This is a genomic window from Allobosea sp. 47.2.35 (assembly GCF_024655635.1).
Taxonomy (GTDB): domain Bacteria; phylum Pseudomonadota; class Alphaproteobacteria; order Rhizobiales; family Beijerinckiaceae; genus Allobosea.
The window spans coordinates 16312-38586 of record NZ_JANLGI010000016.1; the positions used below are offsets into that span (position 1 = coordinate 16312).

19 protein-coding genes and 2 pseudogenes are annotated in these 22275 nt (G+C 67.1%); 9 read left to right on the top strand and 12 right to left on the bottom strand.

All coding sequences use genetic code 11. The annotated features are described in order from the left end of the window. Nucleotides 1–182: 182 nt before the first annotated feature. Nucleotides 183–1151: a GlxA family transcriptional regulator gene (locus NUV79_RS18525; RefSeq protein WP_173048858.1), complete on the top strand. Its 969-nt coding sequence runs from the start codon at nt 183–185 to the stop codon at nt 1149–1151. 52 nt (nt 1152–1203) lie between these two features. Here the strand turns inward: NUV79_RS18525 and NUV79_RS25320 are convergent. Beyond that, a pseudogene (locus tag NUV79_RS25320) lies at nt 1204–1857 on the bottom strand (ParB/Srx family N-terminal domain-containing protein); the annotation flags it as partial. On the opposite strand from NUV79_RS25320, the pseudogene NUV79_RS18540 reads away from it, so the two are divergent. Beyond that, nucleotides 1857–2777: pseudogene (locus NUV79_RS18540) on the top strand (excinuclease ABC subunit A); the annotation flags it as partial. The pseudogenes NUV79_RS25320 and NUV79_RS18540 overlap by 1 nt on opposite strands. 370 nt (nt 2778–3147) lie before the next feature. Here NUV79_RS18540 and NUV79_RS18545 read toward each other — a convergent pair. The 3 genes from NUV79_RS18545 to NUV79_RS18555 form a co-directional block, all read right to left on the bottom strand. After that, entirely contained in the window at nt 3148–3963 is an 816-nt protein-coding gene (locus tag NUV79_RS18545; protein ID WP_257734577.1) for an ATP-binding protein, read from the bottom strand. Next, nucleotides 3960–4712: a hypothetical protein gene (locus NUV79_RS18550; protein WP_173048854.1), complete on the bottom strand. Its 753-nt coding sequence runs from the start codon at nt 4710–4712 to the stop codon at nt 3960–3962. The genes NUV79_RS18545 and NUV79_RS18550 overlap by 4 nt, the downstream gene beginning before the upstream one ends. A 369-nt stretch (nt 4713–5081) precedes the next feature. Further along, nucleotides 5082–5408 (bottom strand): hypothetical protein, encoded by a 327-nt coding sequence (locus NUV79_RS18555; protein ID WP_257734578.1) that lies wholly within the window; start codon nt 5406–5408, stop codon nt 5082–5084. Nucleotides 5409–6536: 1128 nt separating this feature from the next. Here NUV79_RS18555 and hemN point away from each other — a divergent pair. Continuing rightward, nucleotides 6537–7880, top strand: coding sequence for an oxygen-independent coproporphyrinogen III oxidase (hemN, locus tag NUV79_RS18560; RefSeq protein ID WP_173048850.1), 1344 nt, complete (start codon nt 6537–6539; stop codon nt 7878–7880). Between the two features lie 8 nt (nt 7881–7888). On the opposite strand, the gene NUV79_RS18565 is transcribed toward hemN, so the two are convergent. The 3 genes from NUV79_RS18565 to NUV79_RS18575 are packed head-to-tail and all read right to left on the bottom strand — an operon-like array spanning nt 7889 to nt 11090. Then, nucleotides 7889–8998, bottom strand: a complete 1110-nt coding sequence (locus NUV79_RS18565) for an NnrS family protein (RefSeq protein WP_257734579.1) — start codon at nt 8996–8998, stop codon at nt 7889–7891. Next, nucleotides 8995–9576, bottom strand: a complete 582-nt coding sequence (locus NUV79_RS18570; protein ID WP_173048846.1) for a UbiX family flavin prenyltransferase — start codon at nt 9574–9576, stop codon at nt 8995–8997. The genes NUV79_RS18565 and NUV79_RS18570 overlap by 4 nt, the downstream gene beginning before the upstream one ends. Next, on the bottom strand, nt 9573–11090 hold the full coding sequence (locus tag NUV79_RS18575; RefSeq protein ID WP_244639022.1) for a UbiD family decarboxylase: 1518 nt from the start codon (nt 11088–11090) through the stop codon (nt 9573–9575). Before NUV79_RS18575 ends, NUV79_RS18570 begins: the two co-directional genes overlap by 4 nt. Before the next feature lie 124 nt (nt 11091–11214). Here NUV79_RS18575 and ubiT point away from each other — a divergent pair, with 124 nt between their 5' ends. The 6 genes from ubiT (at nt 11215) to NUV79_RS18605 (ending at nt 15877) form a co-directional block, all read left to right on the top strand. Next, nucleotides 11215–11742 (top strand): ubiquinone anaerobic biosynthesis accessory factor UbiT, encoded by a 528-nt coding sequence (gene ubiT, locus NUV79_RS18580; RefSeq protein ID WP_257734580.1) that lies wholly within the window; start codon nt 11215–11217, stop codon nt 11740–11742. Further along, nucleotides 11733–12710 carry a ubiquinone anaerobic biosynthesis protein UbiU gene (ubiU, locus tag NUV79_RS18585; protein WP_173048840.1) on the top strand — a complete coding sequence of 326 codons (978 nt, stop codon included), beginning with the start codon at nt 11733–11735 and terminating at the stop codon, nt 12708–12710. Before ubiT ends, ubiU begins: the two co-directional genes overlap by 10 nt. 19 nt (nt 12711–12729) lie before the next feature. Next, nucleotides 12730–13647, top strand: a complete 918-nt coding sequence (gene ubiV / locus NUV79_RS18590; protein WP_257734581.1) for a ubiquinone anaerobic biosynthesis protein UbiV — start codon at nt 12730–12732, stop codon at nt 13645–13647. A gap of 30 nt (nt 13648–13677) precedes the next feature. Then, nucleotides 13678–14049: a hypothetical protein gene (locus tag NUV79_RS18595; RefSeq protein ID WP_244639021.1), complete on the top strand. Its 372-nt coding sequence runs from the start codon at nt 13678–13680 to the stop codon at nt 14047–14049. A 115-nt stretch (nt 14050–14164) separates the two neighbouring features. After that, complete coding sequence (locus NUV79_RS18600; RefSeq protein WP_173048837.1) at nt 14165–14611, top strand: pseudoazurin; 447 nt, start codon at nt 14165–14167, stop codon at nt 14609–14611. 60 nt (nt 14612–14671) lie between these two features. Further along, the gene (locus NUV79_RS18605) at nt 14672–15877 is read left to right on the top strand and encodes an NnrS family protein (RefSeq protein WP_173048835.1); all 1206 of its coding nucleotides are present in this window, start codon (nt 14672–14674) and stop codon (nt 15875–15877) included. Nucleotides 15878–15973: 96 nt separating this feature from the next. Here NUV79_RS18605 and NUV79_RS18610 read toward each other — a convergent pair whose 3' ends face one another. From NUV79_RS18610 to NUV79_RS18630, 5 genes are read right to left on the bottom strand one after another with little or no spacing between them, the layout of a single operon-like run. Then, the gene (locus NUV79_RS18610; RefSeq protein ID WP_173048833.1) at nt 15974–17167 is read right to left on the bottom strand and encodes an NnrS family protein; all 1194 of its coding nucleotides are present in this window, start codon (nt 17165–17167) and stop codon (nt 15974–15976) included. Between the two features lies 1 nt (nt 17168). Continuing rightward, a complete protein-coding gene (locus tag NUV79_RS18615; RefSeq protein WP_257734582.1) occupies nt 17169–17900 on the bottom strand; it encodes an ABC transporter ATP-binding protein in 732 nt (243 codons plus the stop codon). Next, on the bottom strand, nt 17897–18706 hold the full coding sequence (locus tag NUV79_RS18620) for an ABC transporter permease (protein WP_173048828.1): 810 nt from the start codon (nt 18704–18706) through the stop codon (nt 17897–17899). Before NUV79_RS18620 ends, NUV79_RS18615 begins: the two co-directional genes overlap by 4 nt. Nucleotides 18707–18710: 4 nt before the next feature. Next, nucleotides 18711–19676 (bottom strand): ABC transporter substrate-binding protein, encoded by a 966-nt coding sequence (locus NUV79_RS18625; protein ID WP_173048826.1) that lies wholly within the window; start codon nt 19674–19676, stop codon nt 18711–18713. A gap of 55 nt (nt 19677–19731) precedes the next feature. Beyond that, nucleotides 19732–22002: a TonB-dependent receptor family protein gene (locus tag NUV79_RS18630; protein WP_257734583.1), complete on the bottom strand. Its 2271-nt coding sequence runs from the start codon at nt 22000–22002 to the stop codon at nt 19732–19734. Nucleotides 22003–22275: the final 273 nt, after the last annotated feature.

The following is a 22275-nucleotide window of genomic DNA, read 5'->3' on the forward strand; positions in this document are numbered from 1 at the left end:
ATCGACAGCAACGATGATTGCCAAGAGTTGTTGTTGCAGACACCCGAGTGGCTCGACTCGCGCCTTTGTCGATACGCGCCTCAACCGAGAGCGGCCTTCGTTCCCATAGGCAGTCACAACACTAATGGAGGTCAGCGCATCAGTCGCTTGGCATAAATGACAAATGTAGTACCATTCTCGCCATGAACATCGCGATCCTTGCCCTTGATGGGGCTTTCGACACCGGACTGGCCGCGTTCCAGGACACGCTGACCACAGCCGCCGAACTGGCGCCGACCTCAGAAAGCAAGTCGTTCAAGGCGACCGTTCTGAGCGTCCGGCACGGCGCGATGACTGCGCATGGCTTGGCCATACCTGCTGTGCCGGCAGTCGCCTCTTTTGCGCCTGATCTTGTGCTCGTGCCTGCGGTCGGCGCAAAGACCGAGGAGGCGCTGAGCACCACACTCCGCCATCCGGATTGCGCGAGCGCTGGCGTTCTGTTGCGCGCGTGGCATAAACGGGGCTCGACTATCGCAGCGGCATGTACAGGAACGTTCCTGCTAGCGGAGGCCGGCCTGTTGGATGGTCGGGCCGCGACGACGAGTTGGTGGCTGAGTCCGTTCTTTCGCTCCCGTTATCCGCGCGTGGATTTGGATCATCATCGCACCATCGTGCGGGCCGACACCATCGTTACGGCGGGGGCTGTGTTGGCCCATTTCGATCTGGCATTGTGGTTTATTCGACAGCGCAGCCCTGAACTTGCGGCGACGACAGCCCGCTACTTGATGCTCGACTCGCGTTCACCCCAGGCGACATACGCGATCCCGGATCACCTTCGACACACGGACGAGCTTGTCCAAGCTTTTGAGGTATGGGTGCGGACGAACCTTGATCGAGTTTTCTCGCTCCGAGACGCGGCGCAGTTCACTGGAGCAAGTACGCGAACGCTGTCGAGAAGAGTTCACGCCGTGCTCGGACGATCACCACTGGCGTACCACCAGGATCTGCGGGTCGAACACGCGACCTATCTTCTGAGGACGACTCGATTGAGCGTCGATGAAATCGCTTCTCGGACCGGGTACGCTAATGGAACGACCCTTCGTGTGCTGCTTCGACGCAAAACCGGGCGTACCGCATCTGAGCTGCGCCGGCTTAGCGAGTTCGCCGACTAATCAGATCGCGCCTGAACCCTCCCGCGACATGACCGCATGTGGACGATGGCCCTTATAGTCCCAGGTCGCGTTTGCGGCCGAGGCTCCACTCGATGCCGCCGCCGGCTCGCGCGACGCCGGCGATGTGGCCGAGCTTGCGATCGATCTCCCGCGACCACGGCACGAGCTGGAAGCCGAGCCCGTTGTCGATCATCGCGAACCGTCCGGACGACAGGGTGAGGCCTTCGCGATAAGTGCCGGCGACGTGTTCGCCCGCCGCCGCCTTCAGGTGAGGCAGGCCGGTTTCGGCGGCGAGCTTGGAGCCGACGGCGTCCAACTCGCGGCGGCGGAGCGTGCCCCATCCGCGATTTTCCGCAAACTCGCGGAAGCGTTCGTACTGGTGGGCGGGGTGAAGGTCTTCGCGGGTGACGTTCTCGTCCAGGCTGATCTCGGCCGGATCGTTCTGCGTGTCGATCACGCAGCGGATGGGCTCGGTCTTCTTGATCTGCTTGCGCTTGGCGCGCAACAACTGCGCCAGCCTCCGGCCTTCGCCGATGGTGACGAAGTAGAAGCCGGTTTCTGCACCCTCGGCTTCAAGCTCCGGCTCCACAACCAGATTTTGCAGGAAGCCCTTGGCATGTATGCTCGCCGCCTTCGCCTCGATAGAGGCCTCGCTGTGCGGCGTCTTGCGGGCATTCCAGGGCGACTTCTTGAGCTTGTTGAGCGGGCCGCGATTGCCCGACCTGCGACGGCAAGCGCCTGAAGCGCGAAGTCCTGTCGGTCAAATTCGCCGGCGTCGACATTGCCGAGTTCGGCGACCTGACGGTGCTCAAGCTAAAGGACTTGCTGATGCCCGTCGCGCATGGCGCGTATGGGGCGGTCTCCGCCCCCTCAAAGGGCCATGTTCTGGAAAAAGCGGCCCGCGATGCAGCGGTCGAACAACGGGTTGCGGCGGGCGGCTCTGCGCACAAGAGCGCGCCCGACGTACGCCGCACGCCCAATCTCTCCGACGAGAAGCGGATCGCCGCCCAACGCCTTGCCTGCGAATTGATCGAGCGGCTAGAGCCGCTGATCGATCTTGGCCTTGGCTACATTTCGCTCGACCGCAGCACGCCGACGCTCTCCTCCGGAGAGCTGCAGCGCTTGCGGCTTGCCACGCAATTGTCGTCACAGCTTTTCGGCGTGGTCTATGTGCTTGACGAGCCTTCGGCAGGGTTGCACCCGGCAGATGGCGAAGCCTTGCTCACCATCCTCGAGCGTCTCAAGGCGGCGGGCAACTCCCTGTTCGTCGAACATGATCTCGACGTGATCCGCCGCGCGGAATGGCTCGTCGATGTCGGGCCAGGAGCCGGGGAAAAGGGCGGTGAAGTCCTCTACAGCGGGCCGATAGAGGGGCTTGCCAACGTCGAGACTTCGATCACCCGCCGCTACCTGTTCGCAGAGCCGCTCCGCAGTGAGCGCACACCGCGCGATCCCAAGGCATGGCTAGGCCTGGAAGGGATCAGGCGGAACAATCTCCATGGTCTCGACGTCGAGTTTCCCATAGGCTGCTTCACCGCTGTCACCGGCGTTTCGGGATCGGGCAAATCCAGTCTTGTCAGTCAGGCGCTGCCCGAGCTCGTCACGGAACACCTCGGCGGCTCACCTTCCTGCCGGCACCGGCCGGAGGAACCCTATCGGCCGCCTCGCGCCCTCCTTGCCGGCGAGCAGCACCTGTTCGGCCTTTCGGACATCGTCGGCGACGAGGTGCCGCCGGCCCTGCTCGCAGGCGAATCCCATGGCGATGTCCCAAAGGCGCGAGAGCGTCCTGGGATTGTGGCTGGCCGTGGCCTGGAACAACGCCTCGTCGGGCTCGGCGAAGCACTCCCCAACCCGCAGGTTCGCCTCGTGGAAGATGCTCTTCTGGATCACCAGCATCTCGGCCTCCTTCGACTCGACCCGGAACACGATCAGCCTGTCGACGACGCTTGGCGGCAAGGGATCGAGGCTGTTGGCGGTGGCGAACCAGAAGATGTGGTCAGCGCGGATCGGGAGATCGACGAACTCGTCGACGAAGCGCGCGGCATTCTCGCGCTCGAGCAGTGAGTGCAACACGTTCTCCGGGGTCTCGCTGGGATTGATCGGGGATGCCTTTTTCGATCTCGTCGATGACGATGAGTGGGCAGGCATGGCTGCCCTCGATCAGGAGCTTGGCGACCTTGCCGGGCGATGAAGCCCGCCAGATCGGGGCGAGGCCGGAGAAGGCCGCGCCTCTGTCCGTCATCAGGTTCATCGCAATCACCTCGCTCGGGACGCCGAGCGCCCCGGCGAGCTTGCGGGCGTAGAAGGTCTTGCCCGTGCCCGGCGGTCCGACCACCACGGCGGGATCGAGCCGGAGCGGCGTGCCCGTGGCTAGGGTCAGTCCGGCCGCCCTGACGATCCAGGCCGTGACTTCCTTGAACTGCGGACAGATCGCATCGAGGCCGGCGAGGCGCGCGATCATCGCCTCGTCGGGGATGACGAGCTTGCGCCACGGCCCGCGCTCGTCGGACTGCATCCGGCTCCAGAGCCTGACCTGGCGCGCCTGCGCCGTGTCCTCGTCGTTCTCTGAGGGAGCATCGACGATGCCATCGCCATGTCCAAGACGACGGGCCAGCCGATCGGCATCGTAGATTTCGATCGAGGGACCGGTCGGGTGTGGCTCGTCGCGATCACGTTGGGCGTGTGTCTCGGCCTCTCCGCCATCGGGCCGCTGATCACGTAAATGACCGAGCAGGAACTGGAGGTTGAGAAAGCGCCGGTTCTCGTAGGCCTCAATGGGATCCTGAGGGGGTATGCTCATGACCGGCTTCACAGTTCAACGCCGCCGAGGCAGGTCAGGAAGCGCCCGCTCTGCCGGGCGATGCGGTTTCCGACACCGAGCGCGATCTCGGCGAGGGCGCGCATCGCATCGGGATCGCCGGCGCGTTCTGAGACGAGGCGCTCCGCTTCCATCTTGGCGACAAGGTCGGCCCGGATGCGCGCCGGCCAGAGTCCGATCCGGCAGAGTTTTGCATAGGCGAGGATGAGAGCGCCGCGCTTCGCGCCATACCCGAACGGCCCCTGGTCCGGCTCCCAGACCGCGACCCGCGCGAACAGCTCATGTGCCTCGTTCAGCAACGCGGCGAGGTCGGGCGGGTCGTTGAACCAGGCTTCCAGCGAAGGCGCATGTTCGAGATGATGCACGCCAGGGCTCGCGCCGCCCTGCTCGCCGGGCTGCGGCAAGTCGGTGCCGCGGAAGCGCCGCGCCGCGCCCTGCATGCCAGGCGGAATCCGCGCGCCGATCACGAGGCGCGGGCTGCCGTCAGAGAAAGACCGCCGCAGCGCCCGGGCCATCAGCTCGGAATCATGGACGCCGGCGCCGGGATACTGACGAGCCCTCTCCTTCGAGAGCATGGCCCGGCCGAAGCGGTCCTCGGGCGAGCCCGGTGGAACGAGCAGCACCGCGATCTCGCCGGCATGTGCGAGAATGGCGAGCGCGTTGGCGGTGTCGATGCGATCCTCCAGCGCTGATGGGTCGGCCTCGGCGAGGGTGAGGAAGCTCTCATATTGCTGCGCATGCACCAGCGCCCGGCCGCGCAGATCGAGGATCGGCGGCAGTCGCTCGAGCAGCGCGGCATGGCGTTCGGGCTAGTCCGGCAGGTCGGGGAGGAGAGCGTCGAGCCCGGCGAGTTCGTCGATCACGGGAACCGGGCTGGTCGAGACGGCGAGATTGCGCAGGGATGAAGCGGTGATGTCGGTCATGATCTGGATTGTCCTTAAGGGGGCGGCCCACCCGCCCTGTCACCGTCTCCTCCTCGCCACGACGAAAGGCGCGCCACGCGGACGCGCCTTTCATTCTTTTGGGAGCAAATGTCGCGGCGTCGCCGTCAGCCGAGCTCGTCGACCTTGGGAAAGGCGTCGCCCTCTTGCCGTCGCAGCCTGGCGACCGGCTCAGACGATCTCGATCCAGTTCGTCATGAACAGTGCCCCGTCATGGAGTCCGAGGCGGCGATGGACCCAGATCGCCTCGTCGACCATGTGCCGGACGATGGCCTGCTGATGCAGCGGATCCGGGCGGCTGGCGCGATCGTTGATGATCCGCGCGACCGCGCGCTTCTCCTCCAGATCGGCCTTCGACCGAGCCGGCCAGATCAGCGCCTGGCAGGCGCTGACATAGGCTAAGATCCGCGCACCCTCGGCCGCAAGCCGCAACTCGCGGCTCTTGCCCTCCTCGTTGGCACGCGCGAGGTCGAACAGCCGCTCCGCGGTCGCGAACATGCTGACGATCCGCTCGCGCAGCCGGCCGAACTTCGGACTTTGGCAGCGAATGCGATCCACATATCGGGCGAGGTGGGAAGAACCGGCTCGCCGCCTCGGACCGGCAGGAGATCGCGCAGATCGTAACGCAGGCGCTTCCAGGAAGAGAGGTTGCTGTCGGCGAGTCCCGGTGCTGCAGGAGCCGGCGGAACGGTCAGCTCGCCGACGTGGAACGCGGCCCGCATGATGCGGATCCGCCTAGCGGTCTTCGCAGCGAGCGACGCGACATAGTCCGCATCCTGGTCGGTACCATACGGCCCCCGCCCGTCAGCGAGGGCGAGCTTTGCATCGACTTCGACGAGGCTGTCGGCCGGCCAGGCGCAGACCAGACTATCTAGGAGAAGAGCTGCGAGCTCCATGCCGGCGGCGATGGTGGCAGCCTTCGGGTGCCGATTATCAGCGTAAGCGACCCGGTGGGCCTCATGGTCGAACTGCCGCGACATCCGCGCGGCCTCCTTCAGGTCGGGCCGGCTCTGGCGGAAGGGGCGCACGCGGACCATCGCGATGACCCGCGTCGCCTAGGCAGTGGTCGTCTCGGTTGCTCCGTCCGAGCCGTACGCACCGTCCGATGCGATCTCTGCGGCGGACGGCACAGACGGCAACGGCGGAGGCAGGTCCAATTGTTGATCGGTTCCGGTGCGATCCTAGGAGGTCAGCTTCGCTGCTTGGCTCGGCCTGGTCGCTGCCTGGCACTTAACCATTGGCTGCATGAGCCCGGTCAAGTTCGAAAAGAAGGTCAAATTACCCCAACCGACCGTCCACAGCACAGGCAGCAGGCCAAAGGTCGCTGATTTGGCCGATACTCAGCCTTGGCGTCGCCGGGGCGGGATTTGCTTTCATCGCTCTGGATGCCGCGCCGACTGCCATCGCCTGCATCGCGGACAGATTCGCCGGGCCACGCCGCGCCTCTCGAAATGCATCGATTAACCGCTAACAATGTTGTGCCGTCGGCGGGGCGAGCAGGCCGACGGCTTCGACAAAAGACGGCGGATAGAGAAGGCTCGTTGATGCTCTTTGCAGCATATCAAAGAACACGATCGGCCGACGGGTTAGGCAATGGGCTCTTCAACGGTCGATCGGAGCTCTGTTATGCCGGCCACGCCATATCGGGACGAGCGGCTTCCACGCTATACGAGCTATCCGACCGCTCCGCATTTTCAGGCGCATGTCGACGGCTCGTCCTATGCAAGCTGGCTGAAGACGCTGACGGCGGGGACGACGACGTCGCTTTACCTGCATGTACCGTTCTGCCGCTCGATGTGCTGGTACTGCGGCTGCCACACCACGGTGGCGCTGCGCAACAGCCCGATCATGGACTATCTCGCGGCGCTGCGCGGTGAAATCGCGCTGGTGGAGGAACATCTGGCGGCGCCTGTCGACGTCCGGCACATCCATTTCGGCGGCGGCACGCCGACGATCCTCGAACCGGCGGATTTCGTCGCGCTTGTCGGGCTGCTGCGCCAGCGTTTCGCGGTTCATCCCGAAGCGGAGATTGCGGTTGAGATCGATCCGCGCCGCCTCGCGCCCGCCATGACCGCGACCCTGGCAGTAGCTGGGGTCAATCGGGCAAGCCTCGGGGTGCAGAGCTTCGATCCAGAGGTGCAGAAGGCGATCAACCGGATCCAGAGCGCCGGGCAGACCGCTGCCGTCGTCGCGGGGCTGCGCGGAGCGGGCATCGGTTCGGTGAGCTTCGACCTGATCTACGGCCTGCCGAAGCAGACCGTTCAATCCTGCATCGACACCGTCGAGCAATGCCTCGCGATGCGGCCCGACCGCTTCTCGATCTTCGGCTATGCTCATGTGCCGGAATTCAAGAAGCACCAGCGCCGGATCTTGACAGCCGAGCTGCCGGATGGACAGGAGCGGCAGGCGCAGGCGGAGGCGATGGCGCGCCGTCTCGTCGCTGCCGGCTATGTCTGCATCGGGCTCGATCACTTTGCCCGGCCGGAAGACCCGATGGCTAGGGTGCTGTCGCAGGGCCGGCTGCACCGCAATTTCCAAGGCTACACCACCGATCCGTGCGAGGCGCTGATCGGTTTCGGAGCGTCGGCGATCGGGCGCCTGCCACAGGGCTATGTGCAGAACGAAGTCGTGATCGGGCGCTATGCCGAGCGGATCTCGGACGGCGCGCTGCCGACTGCGAAGGGCTATCGCATGGCACCGGAAGACAGGCTGCGCGCAGAGCTGATCGAGCGCGTCATGTGCGACCTGACGGTCGATATCGACGCCGTTTGCGCCCGGCATCCCGTCGATGCCGGCGTGCTCGCGACGTCGCGCCATGCGCTGGCGCAGCTCGCGCAGGAGGGCGTGGTCAACTTCGACGGCAGCCGCGTGCTGTTGCCCGGCGATGCGCGCCTGCTCGTGCGCAAGGTCGCCTCGACCTTCGACGCGCATCTGAACCATGCGCCACGGCAATACAGCCGCGCCGTCTGAGCCGTGCGTCAGGACAGGCCGAGCGGGCGCCGATAGGCTGCGAGAAAGAGCAGGAAGGCGGCGCACCAGCACAGGGCCGCGTAGCTCGGATGCAGCGGCGCGCTGACTTCCGAAAGCAGCCGCAACGGCGCTGCGGCAGCGCTCGTAACCAGCATCGCCTGTGAACCGACGGGGCTGGAAAAGGCCTGACGGGATTGCCGCCGGACCATGCTGGCCATGACGCCGAGGCACATCGCGCCGACGGTGCCCGCCGCCCAGGCGTGCAGAACCGCATTTCCGCTGACTCCCAGGCCGGCGGCGCGCAAAGTGTTCAAACCCAGGCCCAGCGGAATCCAGGCGTAGGCCAGGTGAACGGCGACAAGGCCTGCGTAATGGGCAACACGCCAGGGCCGCCAGGCGAGCCATCGGGTGGCTTGCAGGACCGCCGCTACCAGGCTGACAGGAGCTTGTCCTGCAGCGTCGCAAGTCCAGAGGCCGAGAGCGGCCACGAGCGACAAGGCGGCGGCGGCCTCGAAAGCGCGAGGCAGCCGCGGGCCGCATTCCTGCCCGTGCAGAGCAAGATAGGCGGCGGTCAGTGCCGGCGCGACACGTCCCGCGATCACCGCTACCAGCCCGATTTCGGCCGCCAGGGCGAGCCGCAGGCGCAAGCCGACGGCCAAAGCGTCGAGCGCGGTTTCCGATGCCGAGGCTCCAGCCAGAGCGACCATAAGAAGAACGATCTTGATTTCCCGTAGGGCGCCGGCCCCGATCACGCGGACGGCCACGACTCCCGCGACGCAGAGGATGAAGCCGGCCGCAATCGGGGCCGTGAACGCCGGATAACAGAACGGCATCGCACGGCCTGCCAGCCAAAGCGCTGCGAGGCTCAGCAAAAAAGCGCGCGACATCGCCGCCGAGCGAGTCCAGCGCGGCAATGCGGTGAGCAGGAAGCCGGCCATGACCGCCGGCATCATCCCGAACACCAGCATTTGGCTGTGCCAAGCTGCCGCTGTCATGCCGGCCGGCGAGAGGCCGGCGAGCCAGGGTGCAACGCCTGCGACGGCAGCGAGCGCGGCGAGGACGAAGAAGATGCGAAAGGGCCGGTGCGTGCATGCGGAGCAGTCGCCCCCGGCCGTCACGCGCCACCGCCTTGCCATTCGTTGATCGGCAAGGCTGCGGTCCCGAGGTCGAGCAGCCCGATGGCGCGCCGCGCGATCTGGTCGATCAGCTCCGCGATCGTATCGGGCATCAGATAGAAGGGCGGCACTGGTGGTGCGACGATGGCGCCGTATTCTGTAACTTGGGTCATGGCGCGGAGATGGCCGAGATGCAGGGGGCTTTCGCGCACGAGTAGGACCAGCCTGCGCCGTTCCTTGAGATGGACGTCGGCGGCTCGCGCCAGGAGATTGTCGAGCTGGCCGTAGGCGATCGCGGACAGGCTGCGGATCGAGCAGGGGGCGACGATCATCCCCGCCGTGCGGAAGGAGCCGCTGGCGATGGCGGCTCCGATGTCCGAAACCTCATGGTAGCGGGTGGCCAGTTGCCGGGCTCGCGCGGGCGCGGCGCTGTCGACCTCGGTCGCCAGTGTCCGTTCGGCGGCCGGAGAGATCACCAGATGAGTCTCGACCCTGCCCGTTTCGGCCAGCAATTCGAGTACGCGCAGGCCGATCGCCGCGCCGGAGGCGCCGCTGATCCCGACGATGACGCGGAGGCTCATCGCGCCGTTCCGGCCGGATGCAGGCCGAGCGACGGCCACAGCGTATCGATGCGGGCAATGACTTCCGGCGTCATGGCCATGGGTCGGCCCCATTCCCGCTCGGTCTCCGGCGGGAGTTTGTTGGTGGCGTCGATGCCGAGCTTGCCGCCCAGCCCCGGTTTCGGGGAGGCGAAATCGAGATAATCGATTGGAGTATCGGAGAGCGTGACGAGGTCACGGCTGGCGTCGCTACGGGTCGCGACCGCCCACATCACCTGCGCCCAGTCGCGCGGGTCGATGTCGCCGTCGACGATGATCACGAGCTTGGTGTAGCTGAACTGCGGCAGCAGCGACCAAAGCCCGAGCATCAGCCGCCGCGCCTGCCCCGGATAACGCTTGTCGATCGCGACGACCGCGATCCGGTAGGAACAGGCCTCCGGCGGCAGCCAGATATCGACCACTTCGGGAAATTGCCGCTGGAGCAGCGGCAGGAACAGGACATTCAGCGCTTCGCCGATCCGCGATGGCTCGTCTGGCGCGCGCCCGGTGAAGGTCGAGAGATAAAGCGGCGCCCGCCGCATCGTCACTGCAGTCACGCGCATGACCGGAAAGGGCTCGACCGCATTGTAGTAGCCGGTGTGGTCTCCGAACGGACCTTCCGGCGCCGTCTCGTCAGGCGATACCATGCCCTCGATGACGATCTCCGCCTCCGCCGGCACGGAAAGCGGAATGCTGACACAGGGGACGAGCGCCGGCCGCTCGCCACGCAGCAGACCGGAGAAGCGTAGCTCTGGAACGGTCTCCGGCAGCGGGAGCACTGCCGACAGGATCGTGGCGGGGTCGGCGCCGATCAAGACCGCGACCGGCATGTCGCGGCCGATCCGGCGCCACTGCGCATGGTGGCGGGCGCCGCCGCGATGGGCGAGCCAGCGCAGGATCACGCGGTCCCGCCCGAGCACCTGCATGCGATAAACGCCGAGATTGCCTTCATCCTCGGGCAAGGGGGCCGGCGGCATCGTGAGCACCAGCGGCCAGGTGATCAGCGGTGCAGCTTCGCCCGGCCAGCAAAGCTGCACCGGCAGCGCCGTCAGGTCGATTGCATCGCCTCGGAATACCCGTTCTTGGACCGGTGCACGTTTCATCTCGCGCGGCCGCATCGACAGGGCGGCGCGCGCCAGCGGCAATGATCGCCATGCCTCGACGAGCCCGCGTGGCGGGCGCGGTTCGCGTAGCTCGGCAAGCGCCCGGCCAAGGGGAAGCAGGTTCTCCCGCTCGACGCCGAGACCCCAGGCGACGCGTTCGACCGTACCGAAGAGATTGGTCAGCAGCGGCATGGACGAAACCGCGCCGTCCGCAAGCAGGGGGCGTTCGAAGAGAAGGGCCGGCCCTTCCTCTGCGATGACGCGGCGGTGGATCTCGGTGATCTCATGGACCACGCTGACAGGCTCGGCGATGCGCCGCAGCTGCCCAGCGGCCTCGAGATGGGCAACGAAGGCACTGAGATCGCGGAAGCGGGGCAGGGTGCGGATCGGCAAGGCATGGGCTCCGGTTGCCGGACGATGCGCCGTTTCATTCGCGATCGTCTTTGAGCCAGAGCAACGAAGATTCCGGCTTTCGGTCCAGATTAGGGGCCGGAGGTGACCGATGTCGGATCCACAGATGACCAGGTCGGCGGCGATTCCGGCGACGCTGCCGCCAGGACTGGCGCGCGCCGTCGCGCCATTGCCGCTTGCGCCGCTGCAGCCGTTGCTGGCGCTGATGCTGCATCGCATCGGCCGGCTCTATCCCGATCTCTACGGCCGTCTCGGCGAGCACGCGGACAAGCGCTTCGGCATCGATCCGACCGACCTGCCATTCGCCTTGCTGCTGGAGCCGAGCCTGCGCCAGCCCCGGCTATGCGCCGTGCGGGCTCTGCCTGCTCGCCTCGACGCCAGCATCCGCGGGCCGCTGGTGGGGCTCGTCGGCATGGCGGAAGGCACGCTTGACGGCGATGCGCTGTTCTTCTCGCGGATTCTCTGGGTGGAGGGCGATGTCGCGGCGGCTCTCGCCCTGCGCAACGCGATCGACGACGCCCGCATCGACTTCGGCGCCGTCATGCTCGGCCCCCTCGGCCAAAGACTCGGCCAGGTGCTGCGCAGAAAACTGCAAGGGCGGTCCGCCGCCGTCGGAGCCGAGACATGGAGCTGATTTGCCCTGCCGGGACGCCGGCCAGTCTCGAAGCCGCGGTTGAAGCGGGCGCCGACGCTGTCTATTGCGGCTTTCGCGACGAGACCAACGCCCGCAACTTCCCGGGCCTCAATTTCTCGCGCGAGGAGCTGCGCAAGGGGGTCGCCTTCGCCCATCGGCGCGGCGTCAAGGTTCTGGTCGCGATCAATACATTCGCCCGTGCTGGGGCGTTCGGCCTGTGGCAGGAAGCGATCGACGATGCCGTCATGGCTGGCGCGGATGCGCTGATCCTCGCCGACCTCGCGACGCTTGACTATGCCCATCGCCGGCACCCCGGCCAAAGGCTCCACGTCTCGGTCCAGGCCGGCGCGGCCAATCCCGACGCCATCCGCTTCTATGCCGAGACCTTCGGTGCGCAACGCGTCGTGCTGCCCCGTGTGCTGAACGTGATGGAGATCGCCTCGATGGTGCGCGAGACCTCCTGCGAGACGGAGGTCTTCGTCTTCGGTGGCCTTTGCGTGATGGAGGAGGGACGGTGCTCGCTCTCCTCCTACGCCACAGGCCAATCGCCGAACATGAACGGCGTCTGTTCGCCCGCGAGCCATGTGGCCTATGCCGAGCGGAACGGACATATCGTTTCCACGCTGGGCGGCTTCACCATCAACAGCTTCGGCAAGGACGAGCCGGCGGGGTATCCGACCCTGTGCAAGGGGCGTTTCGCCACGCCCAGAGGCTCCGGCTACATCTTCGAGGAGCCTGTCAGCCTCGACGCGGCCCTGATGCTGCCGGCATTGCGCGATGCCGGCGTGACCGCCTTCAAGATCGAAGGCCGACAGCGCGGGCGCGCCTATATCGCGGGCGTGGTGAGCTCCTTCCGCAAGATACTCGCGGCGATCGACGAGGGCCGCAGCCCTCCCGCAGTCAGCCTGGCGGCCATGGCCGAAGGGCAGGCCAGCACGGTCGGTGCCTATCGCAAGGGCTGGCGTTAGGCCCGCAAAGGAACAGGCGATGCAGCTTACCCTTGGACCCGTGCTCTATCATTGGTCGCCGGAACGCTGGCGCGATTTCTACTATCGCGTGGCGGACGAGGCGCAGGTCGACGCCGTGGTCGTCGGCGAGGCCGTCTGCTCGAAGCGCGCGCCCTTCAAGCAGGATTCCATCCCCGCCGTGGTCGAACGGCTGGAGGCAGCGGGCAAGCGCGTGCTGCATTCCAGCCTGATCCTGATCTCGCTGCCGCGCGAGCGCCGCCAGACCCGTGAGCTGATGCAGAGCGACGAGGCCGAGGTCGAAATCAACGACCTGACCTGTCTGGCTGGGCTGGCGTCGAGGCCGTTCGCGGTCGGCCCCTTCGTCAACGTCTACAACGAGGCAGCGGCCGGATTTCTGGCCGAGCGAGGCGCGACGCGCATCTGCCTGCCACCGGAGTTGCCGCTGCCTGCGGTCGCGGCCATCTCGGCGGCGGTGCCGCAACTCGCGACCGAGGTCTTTGCCTTCGGCAAGGTGCCTCTGGCGATGTCGGCGCGTTGCTATCATGCGCGTGCTCACAAGCTGACCAAGGACAATTGTCGTTTCGTCTGCGAGAAGGATCCTGACGGCATGCCCGTCAAGACGCTTGACGGCGCCGGATTCCTCTCCGTGAACGGGGTGCAGATCCTTTCGGATAGCTGCGTCAGCCTGCTGAGCGATATTCCTGCCTTGCGTCGTGCCAGCGTGGCTTCGCTGCGCCTCTCGCCGCAGGGCTGCGACATGGTCGCGGTCGCGCGATTGTTCCGCGACGTCGTCGGTGGGCGGATCGAGCCCGAGGAAGCCGAGAGGCTGCAGGGTGAAATCTATCCGGATGTGCCGTTCTCCAACGGCTTCCTGCACGGGATGGCCGGTCACGTTCATGCGGGAGCGGGCGGCGGCAGTTTGGGCGCGTTGCGCTGAAGCTCACCGGGAAGCGGGAAGGAGCCTGTCATGAAAGCCGGGCACGAGGGAGACGCCGACTATACGTTCGAGCCAAGCGCAGCGACCACCTCGGCGAGCCAACTGATCGGCCGCTTGCGACGAGTGCTACGTCCGGAAGATCTGGATTGCCCTTGCCGCGAGACGCTGAACGGGGCGCTCGCCCGCTTCGACGAGCAGGAACGTCGGCGTGAAACGCGCCGGCGGCTCGCCGCCGCGCGCGAGCACAAGGAGCGCATCGCTTCGATCCTGCATTTCCTGTCGGAGTTGGACGCCCTCACCGAAGCGGAAAGCGACCGAACCGTGTTCGAGGAGTTCGCGCTGCTGTTCGTCGAGATCACGCGCAGCGCGGACGCCGCGGTCTCGGCGTTGCGCGTCCTATAGGCCCGTCAAATCCGGCCTTCTCTTTGCGCTATCGCAAATTGCGATCGGCCCGCTCCCGTTAGTGTTGCGGTGCAGCGAGAAACCGATGAGTTCGCTGCGGTGATGGAGAAGTCAGATGTTCAGGACTGTTCTAACCGGCGCGATGATGGCTCTGGCGATCGCTGGCGCGAATGCCGCCGAGGTCGAAGTCAAGATGCTCAACAAGGGTGCCGCCGGCGCCATGGTGTTCGAGCCCGCACTGGTGAAGATCGCGCCGGGCGACACCGTGAAGTTCGTTCCCACCGACAAGAGCCATAATGCCGAGAGCATTCCCGAGATGATGCCGGCCGGCGCTGAGCCCTTCCTGGGCAAGATGAACGAGCAGGTCGACGTCACTTTCAAGGAGGCTGGCGTCTACGGCATCAAGTGCAAGCCGCATTACGGCATGGGCATGGTCGCGCTGGTCGTGGTCGGCGAGCCGACCAACCTGGATGCCGCCGCTGCCGCCAAGCACCCCGGCAAGGCCAAGCAGGTCTTCGCCGATCTGGTCGCCAAGGCGAATCAGGTCGCCAAGGCGCAGTAGCTCGAAACCCGATACTCGGGCGCGGCCGGATCTCTCGCGGCCGCGGGAAGGAGGGAGCCCATGGCACCCATACCGCGACTGCGGGCCTATGACGGGCCCGCTTTTCTGTCTTACGGCTTTCGGCCGTTCTTCCTCCTGGCCGCCTTGCAGGCCGGCCTGACGATGCTGGTCTGGCTGCCTTTCGTCACCGGCCATCTCGCCGTGCCCACCGCCTTCGCGCCGGTGGACTGGCATGTCCACGAAATGCTCTTCGGCTATCAGGCGGCCGCGATCGGCGGCTTCCTGCTGACGGCCATCCCGAACTGGACCGGGCGCTTGCCGGTGCTGGGCCGGCCGCTTCTGGTCCTCGTGCTGGCATGGCTCGCCGGGCGTCTCGCCGTCTCGGCCTCGGCCCTGATCGGCTGGCGCCTGGCGATGGCGATCGATGCGCTGTTCCTGCTGCTGCTCGCCGCCGCCGCTGCCCGCGAGATCGTAGCGGGGCGCAACTGGCGCAACCTCAAGGTCGTGGTGCTGATCGTGCTTCTGCTGGCGGCGAATCTCGCCTTCCATCTCGAAGCGGGGTTGACCGGAGGCGCCGGCGTCTCCCGCCGTTTCGCGATCGCCGCCGTCCTGATGCTGGTCATGCTCATCGCCGGACGGATCGTGCCGAGCTTCACGCGCAATTGGCTGGCGCAGCGCGGAGAGGGGCGGCTGCCGGCCCCCTTCGGCACCTATGACAAGGCCGTGCTCGCCGGCAGCGCCGTGGCGCTCATCTGCTGGATCGCGGCGCCGGACACGGTCACGACCGGCGTCGTGCTGATGATTGCCGCAGGCCTCCACCTCTTCAGGCTCGCGCGCTGGGCCGGCGACCGGACTTGGCGCAATCCTCTGCTCGTCGTCCTGCATGTCGCCTACCTTTTCGTGCCGATCGGCTTCGCTCTGACGGCCCTGTCGAGCCTCGGCTTCATCGCTCCCGCTGCCGGCACCCATGCCTGGACCGCCGGCGCCTTCGGGACGATGACGCTCGCTGTGATGTCGCGCGCCAGCCTCGGGCATACCGGCCGCGCTCTGACCGCCACGGCGGCGACCCAGCTCTGCTATGCGCTCGTCGTCATCGGCACGGTGGCGCGGATCTGCTCGGCATTCGGCCATGGCCCGGTCGCGCTGCTGCATGTCGCAGGGCTGGGCTGGTCTCTGGCCTTCCTCGTCTTCGCTGTGGCCTACTGGCCGGTCCTGACCGGCGTGCGTGTCGCGCCGAAGGCTCCCGCCGCCGCCCAGCGGGCCTGATTGGAGCATCGGCCCGAAAAGTCGACCGCGGCTTTCGGCAAATGCCGATGCAAAGAGCCAGATCATCGGACCGGATACGACATTCGGTCCGATGATCTAGCCGCAGCCGCCTTCATCGCGCTGCGGGTTGTTCAGGATCGGCCAAAAGCCGATGAGCCATGTGGCGAAGGACGCCGACCAGAGCCCGGCTGCGAGCGCATAGTGCAGACCGAGCAGGCTGGAGCCCACGCCGAGCTCGGGCAGAACGCGCATCACGGTCGCGGCAGCCATCAGCGTCAGCGCCAGCTTGGCCGCCGGCGGCAGCACGAGGTCGCGTCCGCTATGGCGCAGGCCCGCGATCACGAAGACTGCCATCACCGCCAGCCCGAGCGCCCCGACGGACAGCAGATGCAGTCCGGTTGCCGGGGCGACCGGGGCGCCGAGGCCGGCCAGCCCCAGCACCAGAAAGCCGAGGCCGCCGCAGGCGTTCGCCGCTGCGAGCGCAAGCACTTCCATGCGCAGAACGGCACGGCCGATGAACCACTCCGCCAGCCTGTCGAAGAAGGCGGCTGCCGCGGCGAGCGCAAGCCAGGCGGGCACGGCGGAGTCCGGCGCGACGAGTCCGGCGATGAGCTGGAGCCCCACGAGCCCGGCGGTCAGGTTCTGGCGACCGGGATGGGGCCGGTAGGGCGTCGTCTCGCCGCTGGGATCCAGCGCATGGTTGACGACCACGACGTTGATGCGGGCGATGGCCAGCGAGAGAAAGACCAGGAAGACGGCGAGCGCGGCCTGCAGCAGCCGCCCGGACAAGGCCGTCTCCCCCAGAATCCAGGCCACGCGGATCGAGAGTTCCAGCAGCGCGAACAGCATGATCCAGACGGCGAAGGAGCCGTGGCGGGTGGTGCGCCGGTCGATCAACGGCCGGGTGACATAGACGAGCAGCACGGCAAGGAAGGCGAGGTCGGTCAGCGCCGCCGGGATGATCAGGGCATCGGCGCCGAGGAAGCCGATCAATCGGCCGGGCAGCCAGAGGGCCAGCAGGAGCAGGAGCGCGCGTCCGCGGCGCGGCTTCGTATCGGTCCATTCCGGCATGGCCGAGCCGAGAAAGCCGGCGAGCGCAGCGCCATAGGTCCCGAAGATCATCTCGTGGGCGTGCCACTGCCCGGCCGGCACCTGCCGGGTGAAGGGCAGATCGAAGGCGAAGACCGTCACCCAGATCAGCGGCAGCAGCACCGCATGGGCCGCTGCCACGGGAAAGAACAGCTTCAGCGCTTCCGCGAGCAGCGGGTGGTCCGGTGAATGTCGGGTCATGTCACTGCCTGTCGCCATCGAACAGGTCCGCGAAGGAGGGGTCCTGCATCCAGGTCTGCACGGTCTCGAACACCGCGCGGTCGTCGCGTTGGCCGGGCACGCCGTAGAGCGTGCGCTCCGCGACGATGCCGTCCTGCCGGCCGGACACGACGATGCGATGGGCGAGCCTGACCGCCTCGGCGAGATCGTGCGTGACGAAGAGCGCGGAGAACTTCTCCCGGGCGGAGGCCGCAATAATCAGGTCCTGCAGGACACGCTGTAAGCCGACATCGACCGCCGTGAAGGGCTCGTCGAAATAGACGATCTCGGGGTCGGTCGCGAGAGCACGAGCGACGGCCGTCCGCTGGCGCATGCCGCCGGAAAGCTCCGCCGGGTACTTGTCGAGATCCCGCTCCAGCAGGCCCACCTCGGCTGCGCGCTGCTCGGCAAGCGCCCGGCGTTCGGCCCTGCCCATCCCGCGCGCGGCAAGCCCATAGGCGATGTTGTCGCGCGCCGTCAGCCAGGGCAGCAGACGCGGCTCCTGGAACACGACGGCGTGTCGCCGGTAGTGCCGGCGCACGCGTCCGCGCAACGGTTCGATCAGCCCGGCTGCGATCTGCAGAACGGTGGTCTTGCCGCAGCCGGAGGGGCCGACCAGCGCGACGACCTCGCCTTCGTGGAGGTCGAGCGTCAGATCCTCGAAAACCGGCCTGCCAAGAAAGGCGTGGCCGATGCGGTCGAGTTCCAGCCTCATCGCTTCACGCCCCAGGGCCGGCCGGCCTCGCGCCATTGTTCCAGCCGGTCGCGGACGGGCTGGAGCAGCGCGTATTCGGAGAACAGCGCAAAGCCGACGACGACGAGCACGATCGCGGTGACGCGCGCTATGTCGAACAGCGCACGTGCACTGGCGAGGTCGCCGCCGAGGCCGCCCGCGTTCGATAGGAGCTCCGCCATCACAGTGACCTTCCAGGCCGAGCCCGCTGTCGTCGTCCAGGCCGGGAAGAGATAGGAGACCATGTGGGGGGCGGTGACGGTCCGCAACCGCATGAGGGGGCCGGCGCGGAAAGAACGCGCCATGGCGTCGAGCCCCCGGTCGCGCGTGGCGACGCCTTCGAGCCCGCCGGCGAAGGAGATCGGCAGCGAGGCCACGACCACGGTCATGACGGCGGTGCCGCCGCCGGCACCGAACCAGATCAGTGCCAGCACGATCCAGGCAATCGGCGGCACGCCAAGGATGACGGTCACGACCGGGCGCATCAGCCGCATCGCCGCGAAGGAGTAGCCCGCCGCGATTCCGGCGGCCGTGCCGATCAGCACGGAGAGCGCGAAGCCCAGTCCGGCGCGCTCGGCCGTTTGGCGCGCCGCATGGCGAAAGGCTTCGTCCTGCGCCAGCCTGACGACCTCACGCGCGGTCTCCAGCGGCGCTGGCAGGATGAAGGAGCCATAGAGCTCATGCCCCGCCTGCCAGGCGGCGGCGATGCAGAACAGCCCGGCCGCCCCGGCCCAGCCGGACCAGAGATAGCGGCCGGCCCAGCCCAGGAAGGCGAGCCCGTGATGCATCGCGTCACAAGGCGTAGAAGGCGTCGCCCGGCAGCTTGCCGCCGATGATCCGCGGATCGTCCGCGGCGAGCGCGGTGAACAGCGCTTCCAGGTCCGGACGGGCCGCGGAGGCGGGCTGCGCGGCGAGGTTGCTCACCGGCGCGGCGCGGGTCAGCACGGGCGAGGGCAGCTGGAACAAGGTCGCAGCCTCGTTGGCGACGGCTGTCGGATCGGTGGCGACCGTGCCGAGCGCGTTTTCGATCGCGCGCTGGAGTGCGGCGATGCCCTCGGTGCCAATCTGCTTCGTCAGCGCGTCGGTGACGGCCAACCCAGCCTGCGGCAGGTTGGGGCGCCCGGTCGCCTCGGCCCAGAGCTTGCGCAGGTCGACTGCGCGCTCGAGCGGCTTGGCGCGCATCCCCGACAGCATGATCGCGCCCGAGGTCGCGGGCTCGGACAGCAGGGCGGCGTCGGCGCGGCCGCCGAGCAGGAGCTGGACCGCTTCTGGCGGCGTGCCGGAATAATCGATGTTCAGCTCCTCCGGCCTCAGGCCCTGCGCAGCGAGCACGCGGCGGAACAGGAAATCGGGCATGTCGTTCTTGAACGGCACGACGACCCGCTTGCCCTTGAGATCGGCCAATGTGCTGACCGTGCCGGCCGGCGCCACGACCTGAAGCAGGCCGTGGGTGAGGACATTGGCCAGCCGGATGCCGAGGCCGCGATTGTGCAGGTTGGCCGCGACATAGCTCGGCACCACCACCGCCTTCATGCCGCCTGAGGAAACGCCGGCGCGCATCTCGTCCGGCGTGCGCCAGATCCTGACCTCGACATTGTCGGCGAAGGGCTTGAGCGCCGGGTCCTTGGCGGCGGCGACGAGCAGCAGCCCGGGCGTCGCCGGCGGGCCCCAGAGCACGAGCGGCTCGGCGGCGCGCGCGAGATGTGGCACGGCGATGGTGGTGGCGGTGGCAGCCAGGAAGCGGCGGCGGTTGAGCATGCTGATCTCCTTGCCGCGTCGCCGTAAGCCGGCGATGCGGACCGTGATGTCTTTTTCAGAAGCGCGCCTTCAGCCCGGCATAGAAGGCGCGGCCGGTGCCAGGCAGGAACGCCGCCTGGTCGGAGCGCGCCTGATCGACGATCAGCGTCGAGGAAGCGTAGGTCTTGTCGAAGACGTTGCTGACTTCGCCGAAGGCAGTGACGCAGTCGTTGATCCGGTATTCGGTGCGCAGGTCGACCAAGGCATAGGGGTCCGCATAGAGCGTGTTCATGTTGTCGACCGGCGTCTTTTCTGGGTTCCAACGTAGCGAGGCCTGCAGCATCCAGGCCTGCGTCGCCTGGTATTGCAGCGTGGCGTTGATGAGGTGGCGCGGCGCGCCGGCGATGCGGTTGTTGCCGCGCGTCGGATCGTTGTCGAAGCGGAAGTCCTGGTAGGTGTAGGCGAGGCGTCCGGTCAGCTGCTCGAAGATCTTGGCGCCGAGCCCGAGCTCCACGCCGAAATGCGTGGTCTTGTCAGCATTGATCGCGCCAAGCGAGGCGCCGGTCGCGTCGCGCAGGCTGAGCAGCTCGTTGTCGACCCACGAATAGTAGACGACGCCGTCCCAGGAATAGTCGCCCTGTCGGCCGCGCCAGCCGCCTTCCAGCGTCGTGCCGGTCTGCGCCTTCAACGCGGGCGTGGAGAACACCGCCGCAGCCGCCATGGGCGCGCCGGGATTGGGGCGGCCTGGGCTGCTGTTGGGCGTGCCATTGATCGTGGCGAGCAGGTCCTCATGGGTCGGCGGCTCGAAGCTCTTCGACAAGGCCGCGAAGACGATCTGGTCCGTACTCGGCCGCCAGCTCAGGCCGAGGCTCGGGCTCCAGCCGTCATAGCTGCGCCCGTAGCTCGAGTCCTGCCGGGGAACCGAGCCGTTCGGCAGCAGGGCATAGGGCGAGGCGGGGTAATAGGCATTGGTCGGGCGGCGCGCGGCGGCATAGGTATCGCTGTTGTCGCGGGTCGCATGGGCATAGGAGATGGCCGGCGAGAGCGTCACGCTCTGCCAGACCGGGATGTTGGCGCCGGCATAGAGCGAGAGCGCGCTCGCATCGAGATCGCTCTCGCCGAACAGTGCGCCCGTAGTCCCGCCCTGGTTGAGATAGTTCTCGCGCTTCGCCGAGCCGACGACGTATTGCGCGGTCGTCTCGAAGAGCGGCAGCGGTGTAGCCTGGTCCGGCTTGTAGGCGTAGCGCGCGACGGCGGTGAAATCGCCGCCCTTGGTGACCCGGACGCCCGAGGAAATCGGGAAGCGGAACATGTCGTCCGTGTAGGTGTAGCCGAGGCCCAGATCGACGAGATGCGGCCCGAATTCCGCCGTCGTGCGATTGCCGATGAAGAACTGCTTCGTCTCGCGCCGCGGGCGGTCTCGCAGGACGTTGGGGCCGGGGTCGACCGCTATGCCATTGACCACGCGGGGGCCGCCATGAACCTGCTTCGGGTCAGTGCGCAGCCCCTGCTTGGTCAGCGGGCCGGCGACATCGAAGCTCAGATCGGTGTAGCCGATGAAGAAGCGGGTCTTGATGTTTTCGGTCAGGGCCACGCCGACATTGCCGCTGACGCTGGCGCGTTGCGATTCATTGTAGACGCGGTAGCCGTCGCGGCGGCTGAAATCGCCCTGGATCAGCGCGTCGACGCCCTCGCCGCGATAGCCGGTCTGATCGGAGAGATTGACCTGTCCGAAGCTGCCGCCCGAGACCTGCACCTGCGTGCCGGGCGCGCTGTTGCCGGTCGGCGAGACGAAGTTGAGGGCGCCGCCAAGCACCGTGGCGCCGAGCCGATGCGAGGTCTGGCCGCGATAGACCTCGATCGACTGCGCCTGGAGCGGGTTTGCGAGGCCGACGATGTAGGAGCCGTCGGCGCGGTTGAGCGGCAGCCCGTCGCGCAGCACGAGGATGCCGCGCTCGACCGGGTTCTGCTGCAGGCCGGAGCCACGGATCTGAATGCGTGGCTGGTCGTTGCCGCCGAAGAACTCCTGCACCACGACGCCGGGCGCGTCCTGCAGGGCCCGGGCCAACGTCAGGTTGCCGCTTTGCGGAATGTCCTCGGCCGTCAGCAGCGTCGCGCCCCCGGCGGTTGCGAAGAAGCGATCCCGCACGAAGGCCGGCACGCCGGCCGCGGCGCCCTCGACCACGATCGTGTCGAGAACGATCGCCGAGCCGGGGGAGGCTGACTGAGCGAGGCACGCCTGTGTCGACACGGTCGTCAGCAGAGTCGCGAGCGTCAGCCGACCGAAACCGGCGATCCGGCGCGGCGCGCGCGCAGCGACGCAGAGGTGTTCATTGCGGGTCGTCATGATCTCGACGCCTTCTGAAGAGTGGAACGAAAGAGGGAAGGCGGCGTCCGTCCTGTGGACTCGCTTCGCTGATGGCGGGACCGAGTCTGCCGGCGAGAGCCGGGGCCGGTGCGATTCAAACTGACGTTCCGCATGGGAGTATTTTAAATAGGAATTTCAGATGGCACTTTTCCTACGTGCGGAGGCGGAAGCTGTAAACTCCGATCTGCGGGGTGCGACATGTTGTTACATGTCTATGATTGTGCATTATCTGCTCAAGCGCTGCTGATTCTG

Coding starts and splice junctions, on each gene's coding strand:
- NUV79_RS18600 (WP_173048837.1), top strand. CDS start 14,165: ATGTTCAGGACTGTTCTAACCGGCGCGATGATGGCTCTGGCGATCGCT.
- ubiU (WP_173048840.1), top strand. CDS start 11,733: ATGGAGCTGATTTGCCCTGCCGGGACGCCGGCCAGTCTCGAAGCCGCG.
- ubiV (WP_257734581.1), top strand. CDS start 12,730: ATGCAGCTTACCCTTGGACCCGTGCTCTATCATTGGTCGCCGGAACGC.
- NUV79_RS18615 (WP_257734582.1), bottom strand. CDS start 17,900: ATGAGGCTGGAACTCGACCGCATCGGCCACGCCTTTCTTGGCAGGCCG.
- NUV79_RS18630 (WP_257734583.1), bottom strand. CDS start 22,002: ATGACGACCCGCAATGAACACCTCTGCGTCGCTGCGCGCGCGCCGCGC.
- NUV79_RS18525 (WP_173048858.1), top strand. CDS start 183: ATGAACATCGCGATCCTTGCCCTTGATGGGGCTTTCGACACCGGACTG.
- NUV79_RS18625 (WP_173048826.1), bottom strand. CDS start 19,676: ATGCTCAACCGCCGCCGCTTCCTGGCTGCCACCGCCACCACCATCGCC.
- NUV79_RS18620 (WP_173048828.1), bottom strand. CDS start 18,706: ATGCATCACGGGCTCGCCTTCCTGGGCTGGGCCGGCCGCTATCTCTGG.
- NUV79_RS18605 (WP_173048835.1), top strand. CDS start 14,672: ATGGCACCCATACCGCGACTGCGGGCCTATGACGGGCCCGCTTTTCTG.
- hemN (WP_173048850.1), top strand. CDS start 6,537: ATGCCGGCCACGCCATATCGGGACGAGCGGCTTCCACGCTATACGAGC.
- NUV79_RS18595 (WP_244639021.1), top strand. CDS start 13,678: ATGAAAGCCGGGCACGAGGGAGACGCCGACTATACGTTCGAGCCAAGC.
- ubiT (WP_257734580.1), top strand. CDS start 11,215: ATGACCAGGTCGGCGGCGATTCCGGCGACGCTGCCGCCAGGACTGGCG.
- NUV79_RS18610 (WP_173048833.1), bottom strand. CDS start 17,167: ATGACCCGACATTCACCGGACCACCCGCTGCTCGCGGAAGCGCTGAAG.
- NUV79_RS18570 (WP_173048846.1), bottom strand. CDS start 9,576: ATGAGCCTCCGCGTCATCGTCGGGATCAGCGGCGCCTCCGGCGCGGCG.
- NUV79_RS18555 (WP_257734578.1), bottom strand. CDS start 5,408: ATGTTCGCGACCGCGGAGCGGCTGTTCGACCTCGCGCGTGCCAACGAG.